This is a genomic window from Variovorax sp. FG153, assembly GCF_057809595.1.
Genome location: NZ_JBMDKG010000011.1, coordinates 102,426 through 121,873, shown reverse-complemented (window position 1 = coordinate 121,873; position 19,448 = coordinate 102,426). Strand labels below are relative to the sequence as shown.

The 19,448-nt window shown below is 65.7% G+C and carries 15 protein-coding genes and 1 pseudogene; 5 read left to right on the top strand and 11 right to left on the bottom strand.

All coding sequences use genetic code 11. The features are described from left to right. Positions 1 to 185: 185 nt before the first annotated feature. Together ACODT0_RS14965 and ACODT0_RS14960 are read left to right on the top strand one after the other, a co-directional pair. A complete protein-coding gene (locus ACODT0_RS14965) occupies positions 186 to 644 on the top strand; it encodes a hypothetical protein (RefSeq protein ID WP_489041613.1) in 459 nt (152 codons plus the stop codon). Positions 645 to 730: 86 nt separating this feature from the next. Further along, positions 731 to 1,036 carry a hypothetical protein gene (locus tag ACODT0_RS14960; RefSeq protein WP_057594919.1) on the top strand — a complete coding sequence of 102 codons (306 nt, stop codon included), beginning with the start codon at positions 731 to 733 and terminating at the stop codon, positions 1,034 to 1,036. Here the strand turns inward: ACODT0_RS14960 and ACODT0_RS14955 are convergent. From ACODT0_RS14955 to ACODT0_RS14915, 9 genes are all read right to left on the bottom strand, one after another. Next, on the bottom strand, positions 1,033 to 1,299 hold the full coding sequence (locus tag ACODT0_RS14955; RefSeq protein WP_489041612.1) for a hypothetical protein: 267 nt from the start codon (positions 1,297 to 1,299) through the stop codon (positions 1,033 to 1,035). The two genes, ACODT0_RS14960 and ACODT0_RS14955, sit on opposite strands and share 4 nt — an antisense overlap. Before the next feature lie 256 nt (positions 1,300 to 1,555). Next, positions 1,556 to 2,680 carry a hypothetical protein gene (locus ACODT0_RS14950; RefSeq protein WP_489041611.1) on the bottom strand — a complete coding sequence of 375 codons (1,125 nt, stop codon included), beginning with the start codon at positions 2,678 to 2,680 and terminating at the stop codon, positions 1,556 to 1,558. A gap of 126 nt (positions 2,681 to 2,806) precedes the next feature. Then, positions 2,807 to 3,148 (bottom strand): hypothetical protein, encoded by a 342-nt coding sequence (locus ACODT0_RS14945; protein ID WP_057594921.1) that lies wholly within the window; start codon positions 3,146 to 3,148, stop codon positions 2,807 to 2,809. Further along, the gene (locus ACODT0_RS14940; protein WP_489041610.1) at positions 3,145 to 7,701 is read right to left on the bottom strand and encodes an RHS repeat-associated core domain-containing protein; all 4,557 of its coding nucleotides are present in this window, start codon (positions 7,699 to 7,701) and stop codon (positions 3,145 to 3,147) included. The genes ACODT0_RS14945 and ACODT0_RS14940 overlap by 4 nt, the downstream gene beginning before the upstream one ends. A 34-nt stretch (positions 7,702 to 7,735) precedes the next feature. Then, positions 7,736 to 8,170 (bottom strand): DcrB-related protein, encoded by a 435-nt coding sequence (locus ACODT0_RS14935; RefSeq protein WP_057594923.1) that lies wholly within the window; start codon positions 8,168 to 8,170, stop codon positions 7,736 to 7,738. A 14-nt stretch (positions 8,171 to 8,184) separates the two neighbouring features. Then, the gene (locus tag ACODT0_RS14930) at positions 8,185 to 8,628 is read right to left on the bottom strand and encodes a hypothetical protein (protein ID WP_261216724.1); all 444 of its coding nucleotides are present in this window, start codon (positions 8,626 to 8,628) and stop codon (positions 8,185 to 8,187) included. An 8-nt stretch (positions 8,629 to 8,636) separates the two neighbouring features. Beyond that, complete coding sequence (locus tag ACODT0_RS14925) at positions 8,637 to 11,768, bottom strand: type VI secretion system Vgr family protein (protein ID WP_489041609.1); 3,132 nt, start codon at positions 11,766 to 11,768, stop codon at positions 8,637 to 8,639. Between the two features lie 88 nt (positions 11,769 to 11,856). Beyond that, complete coding sequence (locus tag ACODT0_RS14920) at positions 11,857 to 12,339, bottom strand: Hcp family type VI secretion system effector (protein WP_261217952.1); 483 nt, start codon at positions 12,337 to 12,339, stop codon at positions 11,857 to 11,859. 212 nt (positions 12,340 to 12,551) lie between these two features. Next, positions 12,552 to 13,262, bottom strand: coding sequence for an SIR2 family NAD-dependent protein deacylase (locus ACODT0_RS14915; protein WP_489041608.1), 711 nt, complete (start codon positions 13,260 to 13,262; stop codon positions 12,552 to 12,554). Between the two features lie 165 nt (positions 13,263 to 13,427). Between ACODT0_RS14915 and ACODT0_RS14910 the strand changes: the two genes are divergently transcribed. Continuing rightward, the gene (locus ACODT0_RS14910; protein ID WP_489041607.1) at positions 13,428 to 14,270 is read left to right on the top strand and encodes a hypothetical protein; all 843 of its coding nucleotides are present in this window, start codon (positions 13,428 to 13,430) and stop codon (positions 14,268 to 14,270) included. Positions 14,271 to 14,277: 7 nt separating this feature from the next. Here ACODT0_RS14910 and ACODT0_RS14905 read toward each other — a convergent pair whose 3' ends face one another. Both ACODT0_RS14905 and ACODT0_RS14900 read right to left on the bottom strand, forming a co-directional pair. Next, complete coding sequence (locus ACODT0_RS14905) at positions 14,278 to 14,991, bottom strand: autoinducer binding domain-containing protein (RefSeq protein WP_261217929.1); 714 nt, start codon at positions 14,989 to 14,991, stop codon at positions 14,278 to 14,280. Between the two features lie 11 nt (positions 14,992 to 15,002). Beyond that, the gene (locus ACODT0_RS14900; RefSeq protein ID WP_489041606.1) at positions 15,003 to 15,350 is read right to left on the bottom strand and encodes a hypothetical protein; all 348 of its coding nucleotides are present in this window, start codon (positions 15,348 to 15,350) and stop codon (positions 15,003 to 15,005) included. A 149-nt stretch (positions 15,351 to 15,499) separates the two neighbouring features. Here ACODT0_RS14900 and ACODT0_RS14895 point away from each other — a divergent pair, with 149 nt between their 5' ends. Beyond that, a complete protein-coding gene (locus ACODT0_RS14895) occupies positions 15,500 to 16,201 on the top strand; it encodes an acyl-homoserine-lactone synthase (RefSeq protein ID WP_489041605.1) in 702 nt (233 codons plus the stop codon). A 126-nt stretch (positions 16,202 to 16,327) separates the two neighbouring features. Beyond that, positions 16,328 to 17,587, top strand: a pseudogene (locus ACODT0_RS14890) (ESPR-type extended signal peptide-containing protein); the annotation flags it as partial. Between the last annotated feature and the right edge of the window lie 1,861 nt (positions 17,588 to 19,448).

Below are 19,448 nucleotides of genomic sequence, written 5' to 3'. Positions count from 1 at the left end.
ATCCTTTGCGGCAGACCTAGACATCTCAGGTCAACGTCATCGAACCAACCGCCATCCGCGCGACGATCGGCGGCACATCGAGTGACCTGTCCGCGTGCACTCATAGCCTGATTGACGCAGCGACGAGCTCACGTCATATGATGTTTCGCGCTCTCGTTCGAGAGCCGCCACACTAGGGAGTACTTATGTCTTCGAGTGCAGCATCCGTAGCTCAAGCCCAGCATTCCGAGCCCACCGTCACCTTGTATGGCCGTGTCGCAGCTGGATTGGCGGGATACGTCAGCTGGCCTGATCCACCAGATCTTCATTTCTCAATCATCATCGACGACGCCTACAGCGGCATCACCGTCATCGATGGGCAGCCGACGTTCACCGAAGCCGGGGTGGGCAACTTCAAGCTGATCAGGACGAACAAGTACGAGAACTCGCTGCCCGGTGGAGCGAAAGTGCGGATTCCCTTGAATCCTCCAGCAGGCATGAGCCGCCAGGAATTCGCACGCAAGCTGATCGAAAACTCGCAGCGCTTTGCCAGCTACGTGGCCCCTTATTCCGCACCCAAGAACGTGCGTGGCTCGCAGATGCGCTCGGGGGAATACAACAGCAGCTCTTACGTGGCCGGTCTACTCAAGAGCGTGATGGGCTAAGTACCGCTCGTTCCCACACCGGGCTACCAAGCGCCCGGGTGGGAAAGCCCCATGCCGGAGTACTACTACAAAGGGGAGGCGATCCGATGAAGGTCGGCTCTCGACTCGCTCTCAACGTTTTTCTGTGGGCCGCCGCGATTCCCTTGCTCAACCTCGGCGTCACATGGCTCGACCGGCGAGAGATCGTGCCTGTCTCAGGCAGCATTGCCGCAGGATCGCTCGTTTTTCTGCTGGCTTGGGCCGTCGCGATCTATGTGTGGTGCGTACCCCGCGCCGCGGATGGACCGAAGCGGTTCGGCTACTTGCTTGCCTTCTTGTTGGGCATGTCGCTCATAGCCTTCGGCGCAGGATGGTTGGCATTCTGGGCGACGGTCGCGGTGTTCGGCCTCTAGGCGCCTGAGCCCCGCAGCACCTGAGGCGCCACCTCCTGCAGAAGGGATTCAGCGTCGCGCGTGAGGTCCGAGGCGATCCACAACATCATGTCGCGCCGCCTCGGGCCTATCTCCTCGAACCAGTCGCTGCCCATGCCGTAGCAACTGCTCAGCAGCGCATGCAGCTGAGACAACTTGTTCTCGAGTAGATCGAATGCGTCCGGCGTTGTGGGCGGGATGAACGCGGAAGGCGCGGGGGCGCCGGCCATAATCTCTTCAGCCATTTGGTGTGCTGCCTTTCCAAAGTAATGCACGTCACTTGGTTAGACGGCCGGGGTGTTAGCGCACCTCGGCCGTCGCCTTTTGTGCCTCGCCTTCGCGCTTGCCAAGGGAGCTTGCGCGGGGCGTGACCCCTTGGAATGTAGGCAGAGAAGGCGGGCAAGGCCAGCCCTTGGAAGTGAACAATTGTGGGCCGGTCGAATTCAGTGGCACGACCGTGACAAGAACAAGAACGCGCAGGAGCGCGCGGTTGTTGCCAGGTCAGCGGCCCTTGGTGCCGGGCATGGTCCACGCGATCACGGCCTCTTTGCGAAGGATCAAACGCGGCCGCGGTTGCGTTGGATCTGCTTTGGGAATCTGGCCTTCGACGACGACGTTCGAACCGATGCGCGAGAGGATGGTGACGTCCTTGAGTACTCCCGCCGTCGCTTTATCGGGCAAGGCTTCGCAATGCAGTGTGCCCGGTGCCGCGCTCAATGCTTGACAGGTATCAGCTGTGAGGAGCAGGTTGGTGCTGGGGATGTCGCCGATGCCGAGCATCCTCATCGTCGTTGCCGACACCGTCGAATAGCTGCTTGTGAGGAGAGCCAAGACAGCCAAGCTAAAAATCCCTGCGATAGGCCCGACGATCAGCGATACCCGCAGCGGTATCCGCGTCATGAACAAATTGATCGCCCCGATCAGAAGAAGCCAGACCGCAAGAAGAACGATCGTGAGGACCTGCGGATGAGGGCTGTCCACTCCCATGTAAATGGCTGCCTGCAAGACCTGGAAAAGTCCCAGGGTCCACAGGACACTGGACACAAAAAAGGGCCATATCTTCTGAAGTTGCGCACGCCAAGTGAATGGCGTCGCACGGCGTTGAGCGAACCAGATCAAACTGATTCCCAAGATGGGCGCGATCGCCCAACAACCCAGGGAAATCACCCAGATGCTCGGTCTCTTTGCCGGCTCAAGCATCAACGGCGACAAGACCGCAAGGGTGATCGACAAGACAGCAGGTCCGGCCGTAGCCAGCACCGAAGACCAGTTCACCGGGATCTTCGCGTCATCAAGCAGGTAGCGCATGCTCACGCCGGGTAGGACGGTGGCCAGTATCAGCGCGATCAGAGTGCCGATGCCTACAAGAGCTGCGGCAAAAAGCAGTGCCATGGACCCCGCCAGATCGACATCCGGCATGAACCCAATGCGAAGAAAGAACCCCAGAAGAAGCAATCCTCCGAGCGTGAGTGCCGCGGATGTGGCGAGGGCCACTGGATTCCGAACGACGTATTCGGCAAACAAGGACAGGTACTTCGCAAGCCCTTGCTTCGTAAGCGCGTTCCCCGAGGCCTCGTTCAGCCGAATCCGATGAACCAGCTCCTGCTTCGCCTTCACTAACCTCATCCCAATCCCTCCGGAAATTGCGGAAGCTCGCGCAGCGCACGAGTCGCTATCGACCGTCTCCCGGCGGCCGAAAGCTTTGTTTGGAACGAGTGTAGACGCAGCTATTCGTCGTCTACTGCTTGCGCCTCAACCCGGATACCGGTCCTTGAAGCCGCTGCCAGTCGGGTATTTCGTGAAGAACGAGATCTCGCCATGCGTGCCTATCGAGAGATTGAAAACTCCCACGCCCATCTCGCGCAACCCGAGGTCATAGGCGTAAATCCTCTCCTCGACCTCGTCGACGAGCGAGAACACCATGTCCTCGACGATGCCCTCGTATTCGGCGACGAGCGCGAGCAGCTCCGCGGGGAAGTCGTTGCGCAGCAAGCGCCCGCGAAAGAAGAAGTCGATCTTCTCGTCCGGAAGGAATTCGACGGTGGCGTACACCTCGCCGCCGCGGCGCGAAACGATGTGGTCGATCATGTTCATCCTGCGCATCCCTTGAATGCGCTGAGCAGCTTTCCCTTGTTCGCATTGAATCCATCCACGCCCTCGGGATGGATCAGCCTGGCGTGATTCTGTCCCAGCGCGCCCTTGGAAGGGTCGTGAATCACGTCGAAGCCCGTGGCGCGCAGGTCGGCCGCGCCGATCTCGCCCACGCTGGCCGCGGGACGGTTGGGAAAGGCCTTGTTCCAGATGCCCATGGCCTCGTCGGCGCTGTTGGCGCGGATCACCGACACGCCCGGTGGATTGAGCTTGCCCTTGCCGATCGCATCGAGCTCGCGCGCGTTGAAATCGAAGTTGAAGGGGCCGTCGGTGCTCACGCGATACACCTTGGCGGCATCGGGCAGCGGCGAGCCCTTCTCCAGGGTGTTGAGGCCCCAGGGATCGATCCACGCGATGGGGTTCGGCGCATAGGCATGCAGGTTCATGCCACCGGCCAGGCCGATCGGGTCGGGGCCGATGAAGCGGCCGATGTCGGGGTCGTAGTAGCGGAAGGTGTTGTAGTGCAGGCCGGTGTCGCGGTCGAGGTACTGCCCCTGCAGGCGCAGGTTCTGCTCGATGCGCGGCGAATCGTCGTCCCGTGGCATTGCGGACAGCGCCGGCCGGCCATCGAGCGTGGCGAGTTCCCAGTGCTCGGAGACGGTCGCGCCCCAGGTCCGGTAGCTGGCACGCCAGCAGAGGCGGCCCTGCTCGTCGCTCAACTCCTCGGGCCGGCCCGCGGTGTCGGTGTGGAAGTGGCGGATGCGCCCGCCGTGCCGCCCGCCGGCCTCGGGCGGCGATGCCTCCAGGCGCGCGAGCGGCACGTAGCTGCCGGGCTCGTAGACGTAGGCCACGGCCTGCCCGCCACGGCGCTCCTCGATGAGCCGCATGCCCTCCCAGACGAAACGCGTGTGCCCGAAGGCATCGCGCTTGGCCACGCGTCGCCCGAGTGCGTCGTAGTCGAAGCGGGTGGTCTGACTGATCGCCTCGGGCGTGTGCGGTCGCCGCGTCGTGTGCACGGCGGCGAGGCGGTTCTCGTCGTCCCAGTCGAAGCGCTGCTCGGTGTGCCGCCCCGACTTCTTGCAGACCAGGCGGCCGTGGCCGTCATACACGTAGCGATGGGCACCGCTCACGCGCACGAGGTTGTCGCGCAGTTGCGGCGGCGCGAAGGTCGCGGCGGCGTCGAGCAGATTGCCCGCGGGGTCGTAGCCGAAGCGCTCGTGCCGGTCGCCGCGATCGGCGCGATCGGGCTGCTGCGCCGCGCCGACGATGCGCACGCGCTCCTCGATGCGTCCGGTCGCGTCATAGCGGTAGCCGGTCGCGCCTTCTATGGAATGACGGCTGCCGCGCAGCTCGCCCACGGCATCGTGCCGGTACTCCTTCATCAGGCCATCGAGCACACGCGCATCGGCGGTGCCGACACTGTCCATCGCACGCCGCCAATCCTCGTCGGCGGTCGAGAAGGCGCCGGGCAGCGCGCCCGGCCGGCACCACGACGCGCTGCGCCGCCCGAGCGGATCGAGCGCGAAGCGCAGCGACAGCGCACCCTGGCTGCGCGCCACCTCGCGATGCAGGGCGTCGCGCTCGATGTCGCACACGACACGTCGCCGCGCGGGTTCGCCCGCGGACTCGTGCGAGAAGTCGATCCGGTGCAGGTGGCCCGAACCGTAGTGGAGGTAGTCGAGCACGCGTCGCCCGTCGTCCGCACCGCTGGCGCCGCCCGCGCCATCCAGCGCGGGCAGCACGGTGCGCGTGCGGTTGCCGAAGGCATCGTGCTCGTGATGCAGTGCGTGGCGTTCGCCGCTGCGCTCGTCGATGGCGATCTCGCTGACGATGCGGCCGAGGCGGTCGTAGGCCAGGCAGGTGCGATGCAGGGGACGCAGCGTGGCCGATGCGCCCTCGCCCTCCACCACCTCGAGCTTGAGCGCCTCGACCAGCCTGTCGAGCAGGTCGTAGCGGTAGCGATAGCGATGGCTTGCGGTGCGTTTCTCGAGCAGGCGGCCCGCGGCGTCGCGAACCAGCTCGGTGCGAAGCGGCCGCGCGATCCGGCGCGGTTGCGCGGCGGGGTCGAGCGAGAGGTCTTCGTCGCCGATGCCGGGCCAGTGCGTCACCGCCACCACGCGACCGTTGGCGTCGTGTTCGGTCTGCACGCGCGTGCCATCCACGCGACGCTCCTCGACGATGCGGTCGGCCTGGTCGCGCACGAACTCGAAGGCGCGGCCGTTCTCGTTGACCAGGCGCTGCAGTCGCCCGGCGGCGTCGTAGTGCCAGGCGATCTGGCGGCCCTCCGCGTCGCGCCGCAGCATCGGCTCGCCGCGCGAACCGAGCACGAAGTGCGTGCGGCGGCTCAGCGCGTCGGTCGCGGCCACGAGGCGGCCCGCGGCGTCGCGCTCGAAGCCCTGATGGCTGCCGTCGGGCCGCGACACCGACAGCAGCCGGCCCCTGGCATCGTGCGCGAGCAGGGTCCGCTGGCCGAGCGCGTCGGTCACGGCCGCAAGGTAGCCCCAGCCGTCGTAGTCGTAGCGCGTGGTGCTGCCCGAGCAGTCCGTGAAGGCCGCGAGCTGCGCCCGCTCGTTCCAGCGCAGCTTCTGGCTGCCGCCATGGGGGTCGGTGACGCGAACGGGCATGCCGCGTCGGTCGTAGGCGTACTCGGTGACATGCCCCAGCGGATCGGTCTCGCGCACGAGGTTGCCTTCGTCGCTGTAGGCGTAGGTCCAGGCGCTGCCATCCGGCAGGGTCTCGTGCCACGGCAGGCCGAAGTCGGTCCAGCCGGTGCGCCAGGTGCGGCCCAACGCATCGGTGCGGCTGCAGGGAAAACCTTGCGCGTCGTAGTCGCACCGCATGGTCGCGCCATCGGGCTCGGTGAGCGCGGCCAGCAGTCCCAGCTCGTCATAGCGCGCCTGCCAGCGCTGGCCTTGCGCGTTGGTGTGCGAAACGAGCTGGTGCGCGTCGTTCCACTGCCACAGCAGCACGCGCCCGAGGTTGTCGACGACGCGGGTTTCGCCGAAAGCCTGGCCTGCGCGCGGCGGCGCGTAGCTCGCCTCGTAGCGGCGGCCGTCGCTGGTCCAGTGCCGGCGCACGCGAGCCTCGGCATTCACGCCGGTCCACTCGTAGTGGCATTCGAGGCCCGCCGCATCGGCATGGAAGCGCATCAGGCCCTGCCCGTCATAGCCGAAGCGGCGTGTCGCGGCGCCGGCGCGGTCCCTCACCTCGGCCAGCCTGCCTTCGGCATCGTGGCGGTAGGCGACCAGCAGGCCGGGCGTCTCGCCGCGGGCACCCGCCGCCAGGTGCACCGCGCACAGCCGCGCGGCGCCCGTGCGCTCCTCGTGCTCGAGCACGATGCGGCGACCGGTGCCGTCGACGATCTCGGCGAGCCGGCCCGATGCATCGTGGCTCAATGCAATGAAGTTGCCGTTGCGGTCCTCGAGCCTTGCCAGCCTGAGCGTGCAACCCGTCGGCGCATCGGCCGGCGGCGCCTCGAAGATGTAGAACAGCCCGCCGGGCACGTGGATGAAATAGTGGCCGCTCTCGGTTCGGCACAGTTCGACGCCCTCGCACGGGTCATGGCGCCGCGAGCCGGCGGGAATGTCGGGAAGCGGCAACTCGCGACCCTGCCGGTCGACGAGCGTCAGCATCCGCTGCCCGTCATGCCCCTGCCCCAGGCGCAGCAGCATCGAGTACGGCAGGTTCCAGCCCTGCCCCAACGGTCCGTCGTGGCGCAGGTCGCGGCTGTTGTAGAAGCGCTGCCACGCGATCGGTAGCGGGCCCGGCAGGCTGAAATCGAGCTCGCCCTCGCCGCCGAGGAACTTGGCGCCCGTGGCCGCATGCACCGGGTTGCCGAACGAGCTCACCAGGCCATGGATGCCCAGGCCGACGCCGACCGCGCCCTCGATCAGGCAAGGCAATGCCTGGCGGCCCTGGCGCGCGAGCTTCGGCAGGCAGCGCAGGCCGCGATAGATCATGACCACGTTGAACACGGTCACCAGCACCTTCGAGATCAGCGGCACCTCGTCGGCCACCTCGCGCACGCGCGCGGTCGGCCCGCCGATGAAGACGTTGGGCGAGCCTTCGCTGACCTTGGCGCCGCACTCGGTGTGGTCGTCCTTGCGCGAGGCCACGCCGCGGTTGATGAACACGGTCTCGGCGCCCTCGGCCAGCAGGATCTGCGGCGAGTCGCGCGAGCAGCTCACGGTGTCCATCGGAATGTCGGGCGAGGCCCGCGCCGCGCCCACGGCCTTGCCGTTGACGAACACGTCCGACGAGGCGCTGGTGATGGCGCCGGTCACGGTGAGCGTCTCGGGCACCAGCGCATCGGCGATCGATTCGCCGATGCTCGCACCCACGTAGCCGCCGGCCATGCGCGCGCCGACCACCACCGCGCCCGCTACCAGCGGCCCCGCGAGCCCGCCGGTGCCGACCACGGCCGCCACGGCCACGCCGGCCGCGAAGCCCACGGCGATGCCGCCGATCAGCCCGCCGGCGAACTTGGCCCAGAAGCGCGCATGCGCGTTGGTGTGGGCAATGGGGTCGTGCAGGCGCGCTGCGGGTTGGCCGGGCATGGTCGATGGCGAGGCACGCGGGCGCGGTGCCGCGTCAGTCCCTGGGCTGGAAGCTCGCGAGCGTGCGCTGCCACAGCGCGAGCTCGCTCTCGCCGAAGGGCTCGGGGCTGCTCGCGGTGAGGATCAGCACCGCGCGGCCGTCGGGCAGTTGAAAGGCGGCCTGCCGCTGGTGCAGCGCCTGGCCGTTCTGCCTGAAGCGGGTGGCGATCTCGATCGCGGCCAGGCTGCGCATCGCGGGGCCCACGCCGATGGGGTTGCGCGAGGTCTCCTGCAGCTGGCTCACCTGGCGCTTGAGGTCGTTCATCTGGCGCTCGACGAACTGCGCCAGGGTTTCGTGCGCGCGCAAGGCGTCGCGGCTGACGATGAAGGTGACGCCGCTGCCGTCGGGCATGGCGAGCACGTTCATCGAGCGGTCGATGCGGCCGTCGTCGGGGAGGTCGAAGTGGCCTTCTTGGATGTGATAGCGCATGGGCGTCCTGCAGTTCAGTGGGGCGCGAAGACGATGTAGGCCAGGCAGTCGCGGCGGCGTTCCTTGAAGCCGAACGACAGCCGTCCCCATGTCGTCTCGGCGCTGAGGGTGATCGCCTCCTCGGGCGAACGGCCGCGCGGCACGCCGGTGAGCGACAGCAGCTGATGGCGTGCCCTCACCTCCTCGAGCGGGACGCAGCGGCCCTGCAGCTCGATGACGAGAAATCCGGGGTGCCCGGGTTCACGCCGGATCCTCAGGTCGACGCTCGATATCTCGACACCATCGCCGAGGCGGATCGGCCCGCCCTCGAAGAAGCGGAACGGTTCGTCATCGGCCGACGAGGCTTCCGCCAAGTGCCCCGGCAGAAGCCTCGCCACGGCCGGCGCCGAGAACGGAATCTGCGCGGACAAGGCATCGACCATGCTCCACAACGACAACGCAGACGACGGACCGTTCATCGCCGCGCTCACTTCGGGCCCTTCGGATTGCTTTGAGACATGGCCTTCAGGGCCTGGGGGTAGCCCTTGGCGTAGTAGTCGTAGTAGGACTCCTGGGTCGTCGAAGTCTTCCCGGTGCCGTAGATCGTGCCCATGGTCCGGATCGCCGATTCGGTGTCGCCCGTTTTCAAGGCGTTGTCGTAGGCGCCGTTGTAGATGGCCATGTGAATGGGATTGGTCGTCGCCTTGATGTCGTCCGCGCCCATCGCCAGCAGTTCGCGTTGCACCGTGATCTCGTTCATCTGTGCCGCGCCCTCCGACATCAGCATGCTGTCGATGTAGCTCTCCTTTGATTGAAGATCGATTTTTCCCGGATACAGCGCATGCCCGAGCTCGTGGGCGAGGTGCTCGTGGAACATCGCCGGGTTCGTCTTGACGTCGCTGTCAAGCGTGATCCGTTTGGTCTGCAGATTGGTGTGCGAGCCCTTGCCGCTCGGCCCATAGACGATCTTCCAGTTCGCATCCTTCAGCCTCTTCATCTGCTCGGCGAGAACCTTGGACTTGATGGGCGAACCGGAGGTGGCCGCGCTCTGCGGTGTCGCCGGCGCCGCCGCCGCGGGCAAGGTGGGCGCCTGTTCCTCTTCGGTGGCCTCGGGCGGCGCTGCGCCCACCGGCGCCTCGCAGTTCAGAAAGATCTTCCCGCCCCGCTGATCCAGATCCTCCGTGAAGTTCACCAGCCCCTTCACGCCGATGATCCGGATCGTTCCGTCCTCGAGCAGCACGATCGACGACTTGCCGCAGATCAGCGAGATGCTGGTCTTGCCCATCACGAACACGTCCTGGTCCACCGCCTGCACCAGCACCGACTTGCGGCCCACGAGGTTGGCGTTGCTCTCGGTCGAGGTCACCGAGGCATCGGTCTTGGCCACGAGGTTGATCGCGCCCTCGCTCGCATGCGAGACGATGTCGCCGCCCGATACCACGTTGACCTGCCCGCCCTTGGCGATCTGCGTCAGCATGCCGCCCGCCACCAGTTGCGTGAGCTGCGCGCCGGTGGTGAGCGTCATGGCCGACTGCGAGCGCATCGACACGCTCTGGCCCGAGCTCACGACGATGGGCTTGGGGCTGATCATGGTCTGGCCCTCGGGGCTCACGATCGAGACCACGGGCTTGTCGATCCTGCGCGAGAGGTCGAGCATGCGCTGCGCATCGGCCATGGCGGGGTCGGCATCGCCCGAGACGCCGGCCTCGTCGGAAGCATCGCCCCCAGCCAGCGCGCTCACGGCCTGCGCCGCGCCGGCCAGCGACTGCACGCCCTGCACCAGTCCCATGAGCTGCTGGCCCTTGCCCTTGGCCATGGCGCCGACCAGCGCCTTGGTGGCGGCGATGGCCTGGCCGGCCGACTGCATCAGCGCGCCGCTCTGCGCGAGCGCGGCGCCCATGTGCTCGTGGCCGTCGGGGTTGTCGCGCGACACGCGCTGCGTGAAGTCCTGCGTGTAGGTGGTCAGCAGCAGGCCCTTGTCGGCGCGGATCGAACCCCACTCGTTGGTGCGCAGCTCGAAGCCGTAGCTGCGCTGCACCTCCGAGCCCTGGTTCATCAGGTAGCCCATGTGCAGGTGGGTGGCACCATGGTCGGTCGAGAGCTCGATGTGCTCGCTGCCGCGCTGGTCCTCGAAGCGCAGCATGTGCTTGCCGCCGCCGCCCTTGCTCCAGTGCGTCTGGATGCCCGACTGCGTCTTGTGGCGCGGCAGCTCCCAGGCCGGCATCTGCGCGGCGTTGTAGACGCAGCCCGTGACGATCGGGTGGTCGGGATCGCCGTTGAGGAAGTCGACGATCACCTCCTGGCCGATGCGCGGGATCTGCATGCTGCCGTAGCCGCCGCCGGCCCAGGTCTGCGAGACGCGGATCCAGCACGAGGCGTTCTCGTCGCGCTGGCCGTAGCGGTCCCAGTGGAACTGCACCTTGATGCGGCCGTACTCGTCGGTGTAAATCTCCTCGCCCGCGGGGCCCACCACCACCGCGGTCTGAGGGCCGGTGGTGCGCGGGCGCGGTGTGAGGCGCGGCACTCGATACGGCGCGCTGTCGGGCACCACCGCGAAGGCCTGGCGGTAGCTGGTGCTGCTGGTCGATTCGCCGTAGGCAGCACCGGCGGCGGCCACGCGCAGCGCGTTCTCCTGGAAGTCGTGGCTCGCGGCCTCGATCAGGTAGCGGCGGTTGTCCTCGGCATCGGGATGGCGCGCGAGGTCGAACAGGTAGCCGGGCGCGATGTGGCGCAGGTTGCCTTCGGCCTCGATCGATTCGCGTCGGCCGATCTGCTGTTCGAGCCGCAGCCGTGCGTAGTTCTCGCCGTCGCCGAGTTCGGTGTAGCCGCCGGGCCAGTCGTAGATCTCGTAGCTGTCGCGGCTGTGGCCCGCGGGCTGGCGGCGCAGCGTGTCGATCTCGGCGTGAGGCTTCCTGAAGTCGTAGTCGTCGGTCGCGAAATGGCCCGAGGCGATGTCCTCGGCGTGGTGCCAGCTGTCGATGAAGTCCTGCTCGAGGATCTGCGCCGCGAGCACGCCCGCGTGGTAGGGCACCTTCACCGGGCCCGCGGGCAGCGGCGCATGCGAGCCCGGTCCGTCGCACAGCACGAGCTGATGGCTGCCTTTTGCATGCGCGAAGAAGTAGTAGATGCCCTCGGACTCCATGAGCCGGCTCACGAAGTCGAAGTCGGTCTCGCCGTACTGCACGCAGTAGTCCCAGCTGCGGTAGCTGCCGCTCAGGCGCGCGTCGATGCCGAAGCCGTAAGGCGCGAGCACCTCCTGCACGATGTCGGGCACGGTCTTGAACTGGAAGATCTTGAAATCCGAGCGCCGCGTCGCATACCAGAGCCAGGGGCGCAGCACGGCTTCGTAGACGTGCATGTCGCCGTCGTCCTTGCCCACGCGCGCGAAGCGCGTGACCTGCCCGCTGATGAAGCGCTGCCCCACGCCGCCGAGCTCGGTCGCGAGGTTGACCTCGATCGTCATGTCCTCGCCGAGCATCTGCCTGGCCGAGATGCCAGGCAGCTCGCTGACCAGCCGCACGCGCGATTCGAACAGCGTGGAGATGCGCTCCTGCCCCGTCATCGAACGGAACTTGAGGCGCTCGCCCAGGGCACTGTGGGCGATTAAGCTGCGGGTCATGGGGGCGGGGACCTTGCGACAAAGCGAATGCAACGCACAGGCGCACGCGGGCCGGCGCACCTCGCGCGCCGGCCCGCACGCGCGGTGCTCAGGCTTCCCTGTTTTCCTTGATGTTCCAGCCGAGCTGGGTTTCGGCGCCCTTGCCGCCCTTGTCGGTCTGTTCCCAGTACTGCTGCTTGACCTTGGCGGCCTGGAACGCGTACTGCACGAACACCGCGTCGCTGCCCTGCTCGGCCGTGTACTGCACCGAGGTGACCAGCACCTCCTCGAGCGTCACGCGCGTGTATTCGATCTGGCTGCCGCCGGCCTTGCAGACCGAGACCTCGACCTTGCTCAGATGCTTGCCGCTGGCGCAGTTCTTCATGACGGACGGCGCCGCCTTGTCGATGCGCGCGAGCACCTGCAGGTCGTTGAAGCTGGCCTTGCCCACGCCACCGCCGCCACCGCTGACCATGTTGCCGGGCTGGGTCGCGCCCCATGCGAAGGACTTGATGTCCGTCCAGTCCTTGTGGTTCGCGTCCTTCGATTCGCCATTCGCGCCTTCGACGCGCATGAACATGTCTACCGCCATGAGCTGCTCCCGTGTTGCGTTGAAACCGCCCGAACGGTAGGTGAAGCGCGGCGAGCTCGCCAGTGCAGAAGGTCACGGCGAAAAAAGCACTACGCGGCCCGCACCTTAGGAACAATCGGTTCTTTCAGGGCCTCGGCGCACGGGCGCCGAAACAAGGCGACACAAAAAAGCCCGTCATCTCACGATGACGGGCCTTGCCTGGCAGGCGCCACCTATCGTCGCGGCGCTTCCGCGAGCCATCGCGCGACCAGCGCCTGCACCTGCTCGGTCGCCTTGCCGCGCATGAAGTCGAAGCCGCGCGGCACCTCCTCCATCTCGAGCGACACCAGCACCTTCTCGGCACTGTGGTGCGCATAGCGCGCGAGCGAGGCGGCCGGCTGCACCGCGAGCGAAGTGCCCACCACCAGCACGCGCGCGGCGGTGGCGACGTGCATCAGCGCCTCGTCGAAGTGCTGCACCGATTCGCCGAACCACACGATGTCGGGCCGCAGCTGCGTGCCGTCTTCGCACAGCTGGCCCATCTCGATCGCCGTGCCGTCGATGCGGTAGCGATGACGCCGCGCCGAGGTGCCGCGCGCATAGGCGAGCTCGCCGTGGATGTGCAGCACCTGCGTGGAGCCCGCGCGCTCGTGCAGCGCATCGACGTTCTGCGTGACGATGACCACCTCGTAGGCCGGCTCGAGCGAAGCGATGGCCGCGTGCGCCGCATTGGGCTGGGCGGCCCAGGCCTTCTGGCGGCGCTCGTTGTAGAAGGCCTGCACGGTCTCGGGATGGCGCTGCCAGCCCTCGGGACTCGCGAGCTCCTGCCACGGATGGTTGTTCCACAGGCCCTTGGCGTCGCGGAAGGTGGGCAGGCCGCTTTCGGCGCTCACGCCCGAGCCCGAGAGCACGACGATCTTGCGGGGTTGAACGGTGGTTGTCATGAAGAGGACTCCGAAGGGAACAAGAAACCCGGGGCGGCGTCGAACGCACACCCCGACCGACCCCGCCATGCGGGATTCTTTCGAGCGGCGACCGAGCGCCGCGAGAATGCCAGAAGCCCGCCGCGCCCTTTCACGCGACCGCGCGCACGCACCCGACCACGAGCCATGAACAGCACCACCACCTCCAACCGACCGCTGCAGCGCGTCTACCTTCTCGCCGTCGCCCTCGTGGTGTTCCTCGGTTGCTGGGTCGCGCCGATCGACACGCCCGCGCGCGCGCAGGTCGAGGACGGACTCAAGCGCGCCCTGACCACCTTCGCCGCGGCACGCGCGCTCGGCGCGGTGGTCTCGGTGGCGCAGGGCACGCAGGTCGATGCCACCCCCGGCGGTATCGGCGTGAGCCTCGCGCCGGGCCAGGCGCTCAAGCCGCTCAACGAACTGATCGAACAGTTCGCGGCCATCATGCTGGCGGCCAGCGTGTCCTTCGGCATCCAGCTCGTGCTGCTCAAGATCGGCGCGCATGCTTACATGTCGGTGCTGGTCTGCGCGGTGGCGCTGGCATGGATCGCCTGGCGCTGGCACAGCGGCCGTTCGCCGCGCTGGCTGCAGTCGCTGTTGATCGGCCTGCTGCTGGTGCGCTTCGCGGTGCCGCTGTCGGCCATGGCCAACGAGGCGCTGTACCGCGTCTTCATGGCCGACGAGTACCAGTCGGCCCTCGCGCTGATCGAGAAGTCGCCGGCCGCCGTGGTCGACACCGCGCAGGAGGCGCAGCCGAATGCGCAGGAGGGCTGGAAGGAACGCATCGAGCGCTGGCTGCCGAAGCTGCCGAATCTCAAGGCCACCTACGACCAGATCATCCGCTCGGCCTCGGACTGGGCCGAGCGCATCGTGAAGCTGATCGCGCTGTTCGCGCTGCAGACCGTGGTGCTGCCGATCGCGCTGCTGTGGATGGCGTGGCGGGTGGCGCGGGCGCTGGTGCGCGAGCCGGTCTATCGCGCGGCGGGTTGACCGCCCGCTAGTCCACGAGGCCCATCAAGACCGCACGCACCACCGCGGCGGTCTTGTTGGGTGTGCCGAACTTCGTGATGACGTTCTTCACGTGGAAGTTCACTGTGTCGAAGGCGATGTGGAGGATGTCCGAGATCTCCCTGGAGGACTTGCCGTCCGCCAGCCACTTGAGGATCTCGATCTCGCGCTTGGTCAAAAAGATTTCGGGCCCTCTTTCGTCGTGCGATGAAAGCATGCGCGACAGCACGTGGTGGGAGGCACAGACGAGGTAGCGCATGCGCAGTTCCTTGGCCTGCAATTCGCTGCCGGAGATGGACTCCCTCGAGCGCGCCAGGCTCAGCATGCCCACCACGCCATGGGCGTCGAAGTTCGATTGCGCCCATCCCACAGCCAGCCCGAAGGAGCGCGCGCCCTCCCACATCTCTGGCACCCCGGCGAATACGGAGTCGCTCCAGATCAGCGGGTTCTGCGATCGTCGACCGTGCGATACGGTGGGATCGATCGCGAGATAGCCTGCGGATTCGTACTGGTCGCGCCACCCTGCCGGGTAATCGTTGAGCAGCAGGAATTTCGGTCTCGCAATCGGCAACGGCCATCGCAAGCCATACGCGCAATGCTCGAACCCCAGGTTTCTTGCCGCTGCGACGATTTGCGCGAATGCGGCTTCCTTGTCGCGTGCCCGCAGCAGTTCCTCCGAATGCTCTTCAATCCATGGATCCATAGCGATGATATTTATTGGACCGTTTCCTGATGAAATCGAACATCCAAATCTTCATCCTTCGGCTTGTTCAATGCCATGGCAGGGTCACCAAAAGAGAATCGGCTGCAACTTAGTTGCTTATTCGATGGAAACGAGGTCGGCCAAATCGTGGTTTTTTCCCCAACGAAGATGATTTTTCCAGAACCCTCCGCGCTTCTGTCTTGCAAGTCCAGTGAGCCGATTATTTGGGGATAGCGCACCAACAAGAAGCATTCCAAAAAAATGAAACGCAAACAGAAATAATTGTTTTCTGATAATTTCCCAAAAGTGAATTGCCCTTCTTCGGTTCGACGAAAGTCTATGTGACGCATCTTTTGCATACAATATTCATTTGCGACTTTTTTACGGCATCGTAGCTCTAGACAATCACTCTTCGATAAACCGCACATCCGTCACGAATTGCAATCGCCTCCATCCGACGAGGTCGTAAACCACCAATTTTGGTAGTTACGCCCAATTCGCCCCCAAGTTGGAATTGCCCAACTTTTTACGGGGAGCGGATATCGTGGAAATTCTGACTGGAAAACCGGTTGCACTTGCGCCCGATGTCATGGTGGCCATCGCGAGATATCGACACCGGGTCTTCATCGAGAAACTGGGCTGGGAATTGAGCGCTCGCAATGGCTTGGAGCTCGACCAATTCGACCACGCCGAAACCCTCTATGTCGCGGCACGCGACGCTTCAGGCGAGATCGTGGGAACGGCACGCCTGCTGCCGACCGAGCGCCCTTATCTCCTCGGCGAGGTCTTTCCCCAACTGATGGGCGATGCCGAGCCTCCTTGCGATCCGCTGGTGTGGGAACTCTCGCGGTTCGCGGCCGCCGACTTCTTCTCGGGCAACGGCGACGCGCTCTCGCAGTTCTCTTCTCCGGTCGCTGTCGAGTTGCTCGAGGCCGTGCTGACCGAAGCCGCCCGGCACGGCATCCGGCGGCTGATCACCGTGTCGCCGCTGGGCATCGAGCGCCTGCTTCGTCGCTACGGCTTTCAGGCACGGCGCGCCGCGTCACCGCAGCTCGTCGGCGGGCAGCCGGTTTTCGCGTGCTGGATCGAGGTGGGCGCCGGGGCGCGCAAATACCCGGAGTTCACTCCCGCGCGCTCACACGCCTTGCATTCCAGGATCCCGCCGTCCGCCGAGCGCCTGTCGAGGCATCGCTCGACCACCATGCCATAGCCGACCTGCAACACGGTCACATGTCGAGCGCCATGCGCGCGGCGTGAATTCGGAGAGCGTTCACCGGGAAGGCTGGGCGCTTCACATCAGCAAGAAAAGCTTCGTGCACGAGGTGGGAGTGGGTTCATGAACAAGTCGTATCGATCGCTTTGGAATGAAGCGTTGGGAGCGTGGGTGGCGGTGTCGGAGATTTCGTCGGCACGCGGAAAACCCGCGAAAAGCTGCAAGACCTTGGAGTCTGGAGAGACCAATGTCGGACCTGTCGCCAGCCCTTCGATCACGGGCCCGCCTTCGGGATCATCGATGGCGCTGTATGCCGTTGCTCTGACATCCATGCTCATGGCCGATCTTGCGGGTGTGGCGCCGGCTCGTGCGCAGTATTCCAATCCCAACGCCGGCAACAAGGTGACATCGGGCGCGACAGGCCAGCGATTCGGCGACGCATTCGATCCCACGAAGAGCACCTTCAAGGTGTTTCCGTCAGACGGAAAAACGACGGAGTCGAGCGCGCTGGGCGTGGCCCTGGGCAACAACAACACGGCGAACTTCGGCTCTGTCGTCGTCGGCGGCAACAATGTCGCAGGGAATACCAACGCCTCTACTTCCAATGAGAAGCAGAACGCTTTCGCGTTCGGCAACCACAACGCCGCCTTGGGCGCCAACTCCCTGGCCATGGGCCTGGGCAACAATGCCAGCGGGCACTTCTCCATCGCCCTGGGCACCACCAACCTCGCGACTGGCTCTACCTCGATTGCCTTTGGATTTCAGTCGAGCGCGTTGGCCGATCTCGCCATAGCCTTCGGCAATGCTTCGCGAGCCACGAAGTTCGGGGCCATCGCGCTGGGCAACTCCACGAGGGCGACCGGCATGGGCGCCATCGCCATCGGCGGCGGCGACGACGCTGCTTCCGACGGTTACTTCGACCCCACGGGCGCCCGGGCGACCGGCGATCAATCCATCGCTCTGGGGGTTAACGCCAACGCGTCCGCCACCGGCACCGTGGCCACCGGCAATTCATCGAATGCCAGCGGTACGTATGCGGTGGCGATCGGAACCGACGCGAACGCGACCGGAGCCAGCGCCGCAGCGCTCGGACCAGGCGCCGCGGCAACCGCGACCGGATCGACCGCGCTGGGCGACCGCGCCAGTGCCCGCGCGGACGGCGCCAGTGCCATCGGAAGGAATGCCCAGGCGACCAAGGCCAACAGCGTGGCGCTCGGCGCGGACTCGGTGACCCACACGGGCGCATTGAGCAACTACGGCGCCTTCGCCCTGTCGAGCAAGCAGTCCTCGTCGGGCGAGGTGAACGTAGGCAACCGCCAGATCACGGGTGTGGCGGCTGGCAGCGCGGACCAGGACGCCGTCAATGTCCTGCAAGTCAAGACCGTCACCGCTTCGCTGTCGAGCAGCATCAGCACCACGAACAGCAGCATCGGCAATCTGTCGACCTCGATACTGTCGGGGTTGAGCACGGCGACGAGTTCTATCGGCAGCCTGTCGACGTCGACCTCCACGGGTCTGAGCACTGCAACGAGCAGCATCGACAGCCTGTCGACCTCGACGTCAACGGGTTTGAGCACTGCGACGAGTTCGATCGGCAGCTTGTCCACTTCGACCTCCTCGGGCCTCAGCACTGCAACGAGCAGCATCGACAGCCTGTCGACGTCCACGTCGAGCGGACTGAGTACCGCGACGAGCTCGATCGACAGCTTGTCGACCTCGACCTCCACAGGTCTGAGCACGGCGACCAGTGGCATCGATAGCTTGTCGACTTCTACGTCGACCGGCTTGAGCACCGCGACGAGCAGCATCGGCAGCCTCTCGACCTCGACGTCGACTGGCTTGAGCACGGCGACGAGTTCCATAGGCAGCCTGTCCACTTCGACCTCCACGGGCCTCAGCACTGCAACAAGCAGCATCGAGAGCCTGTCGACGTCCACGTCTAGCGGACTGAGTACCGCAACGAGTTCGATCGACAGCCTGTCGACCTCGACCTCCACGGGTCTGAGCTCGGCGACCAGCAGCATCGACAGTCTCTCTACATCCACCTCGAGTGGTTTGAGCACGGCGACGAGCTCCATCGATAGTCTGTCCACGTCGACCTCTACGGGCATGAGCACTGCGACGAGCAGCATCGACAGCCTTTCGACCTCAACGTCGACTGGCTTGAGCACGGCGACAAGTTCCATAGGCAGTCTGTCCACTTCGACTTCCACGGGCCTCAGCACTGCAACCAGCAGCATAGAGAGCCTGTCGACGTCCACGTCTAGCGGACTGAGTACCGCGACCAGTTCGATCGACAGCTTGTCGACCTCGACCTCCACAGGTCTGAGCACGGCGACCAGCGGCATCGATAGCTTGTCAACATCCACGTCGACCGGCTTGAGCACCGCGACCAGTTCGATCGGCAGTCTGTCCACCTCGACCTCGACGGGTCTAAGCACAGCGATCAGCGGTATCGACAGCCTGTCGACCTCGACCTCCACGGGTCTGAGCACGGCGATCAGCGGCCTCGATAGCCTGTCGACTTCGACATCGACTGGCCTGAGCACGGCGACGAGTTCCATCGACAGTCTGTCCACCTCGACCTCTACAGGCCTGAGCACGGCAACCAGCAGCATCGACAGCCTTTCGACCTCGACGTCGACCGGCTTGAGCACCGCGACGAGCTCGATCGGCAGCCTGTCCACTTCGACCTCCACGGGTCTGAGTACAGCAACCAGCAGCATCGACAGTCTCTCTACATCCACCTCGAGTGGCCTGAGCACCGCAACGAGTTCGATCGGCAGCTTGTCGACATCGACCTCCACGGGCCTCAGCACTGCAACGAGCAGCATCGACAGCCTGTCCACATCGACGTCAACCGGTCTCAGCACGGCAGCCAGCGCCATCGGCAGCCTTTCCACCTCGACCTCGACAGGCCTGAGCACCGCAACCAGCAGCATCGACAGCCTGTCCACATCGACCTCCACGGGCCTGAGCACGACCGCCAGCTCGATCGGCAGTCTTTCGATCGGTCTGAGCACCGTCACCAGTGGCATCGGCAGCCTGTCGATCGGCCTGAGCACGACCAACAGCGTCATCGGCAGCCTGTCGACGTCCACCTCGAGCGGATTGAGCACCACCGCGAGCCGTATCGACAGCCTCTCGACCTCCACCTCGAGCAGCCTGAGCACGACCACGAGCCGCATCGACAGCCTGTCGACCTCCACGTCGAGCGGCCTGAGCACGGCGACGAGCAGCATCG

Excerpts from the sequence above, each read along its gene's own strand:
- ACODT0_RS14965 (WP_489041613.1), top strand. The coding sequence starts at position 186 with ATGTCTTCGAGTGCAGCATCCGTAGCTCAAGCCCAGCATTCCGAGCCC.
- ACODT0_RS14960 (WP_057594919.1), top strand. The coding sequence starts at position 731 with ATGAAGGTCGGCTCTCGACTCGCTCTCAACGTTTTTCTGTGGGCCGCC.
- ACODT0_RS14955 (WP_489041612.1), bottom strand. The coding sequence starts at position 1,299 with ATGGCTGAAGAGATTATGGCCGGCGCCCCCGCGCCTTCCGCGTTCATC.
- ACODT0_RS14950 (WP_489041611.1), bottom strand. The coding sequence starts at position 2,680 with ATGAGGTTAGTGAAGGCGAAGCAGGAGCTGGTTCATCGGATTCGGCTG.
- ACODT0_RS14945 (WP_057594921.1), bottom strand. The coding sequence starts at position 3,148 with ATGAACATGATCGACCACATCGTTTCGCGCCGCGGCGGCGAGGTGTAC.
- ACODT0_RS14940 (WP_489041610.1), bottom strand. The coding sequence starts at position 7,701 with ATGCCCGGCCAACCCGCAGCGCGCCTGCACGACCCCATTGCCCACACC.
- ACODT0_RS14935 (WP_057594923.1), bottom strand. The coding sequence starts at position 8,170 with ATGCGCTATCACATCCAAGAAGGCCACTTCGACCTCCCCGACGACGGC.
- ACODT0_RS14930 (WP_261216724.1), bottom strand. The coding sequence starts at position 8,628 with ATGAACGGTCCGTCGTCTGCGTTGTCGTTGTGGAGCATGGTCGATGCC.
- ACODT0_RS14925 (WP_489041609.1), bottom strand. The coding sequence starts at position 11,768 with ATGACCCGCAGCTTAATCGCCCACAGTGCCCTGGGCGAGCGCCTCAAG.
- ACODT0_RS14920 (WP_261217952.1), bottom strand. The coding sequence starts at position 12,339 with ATGGCGGTAGACATGTTCATGCGCGTCGAAGGCGCGAATGGCGAATCG.
- ACODT0_RS14915 (WP_489041608.1), bottom strand. The coding sequence starts at position 13,262 with ATGACAACCACCGTTCAACCCCGCAAGATCGTCGTGCTCTCGGGCTCG.
- ACODT0_RS14910 (WP_489041607.1), top strand. The coding sequence starts at position 13,428 with ATGAACAGCACCACCACCTCCAACCGACCGCTGCAGCGCGTCTACCTT.
- ACODT0_RS14905 (WP_261217929.1), bottom strand. The coding sequence starts at position 14,991 with ATGGATCCATGGATTGAAGAGCATTCGGAGGAACTGCTGCGGGCACGC.
- ACODT0_RS14900 (WP_489041606.1), bottom strand. The coding sequence starts at position 15,350 with ATGCAAAAGATGCGTCACATAGACTTTCGTCGAACCGAAGAAGGGCAA.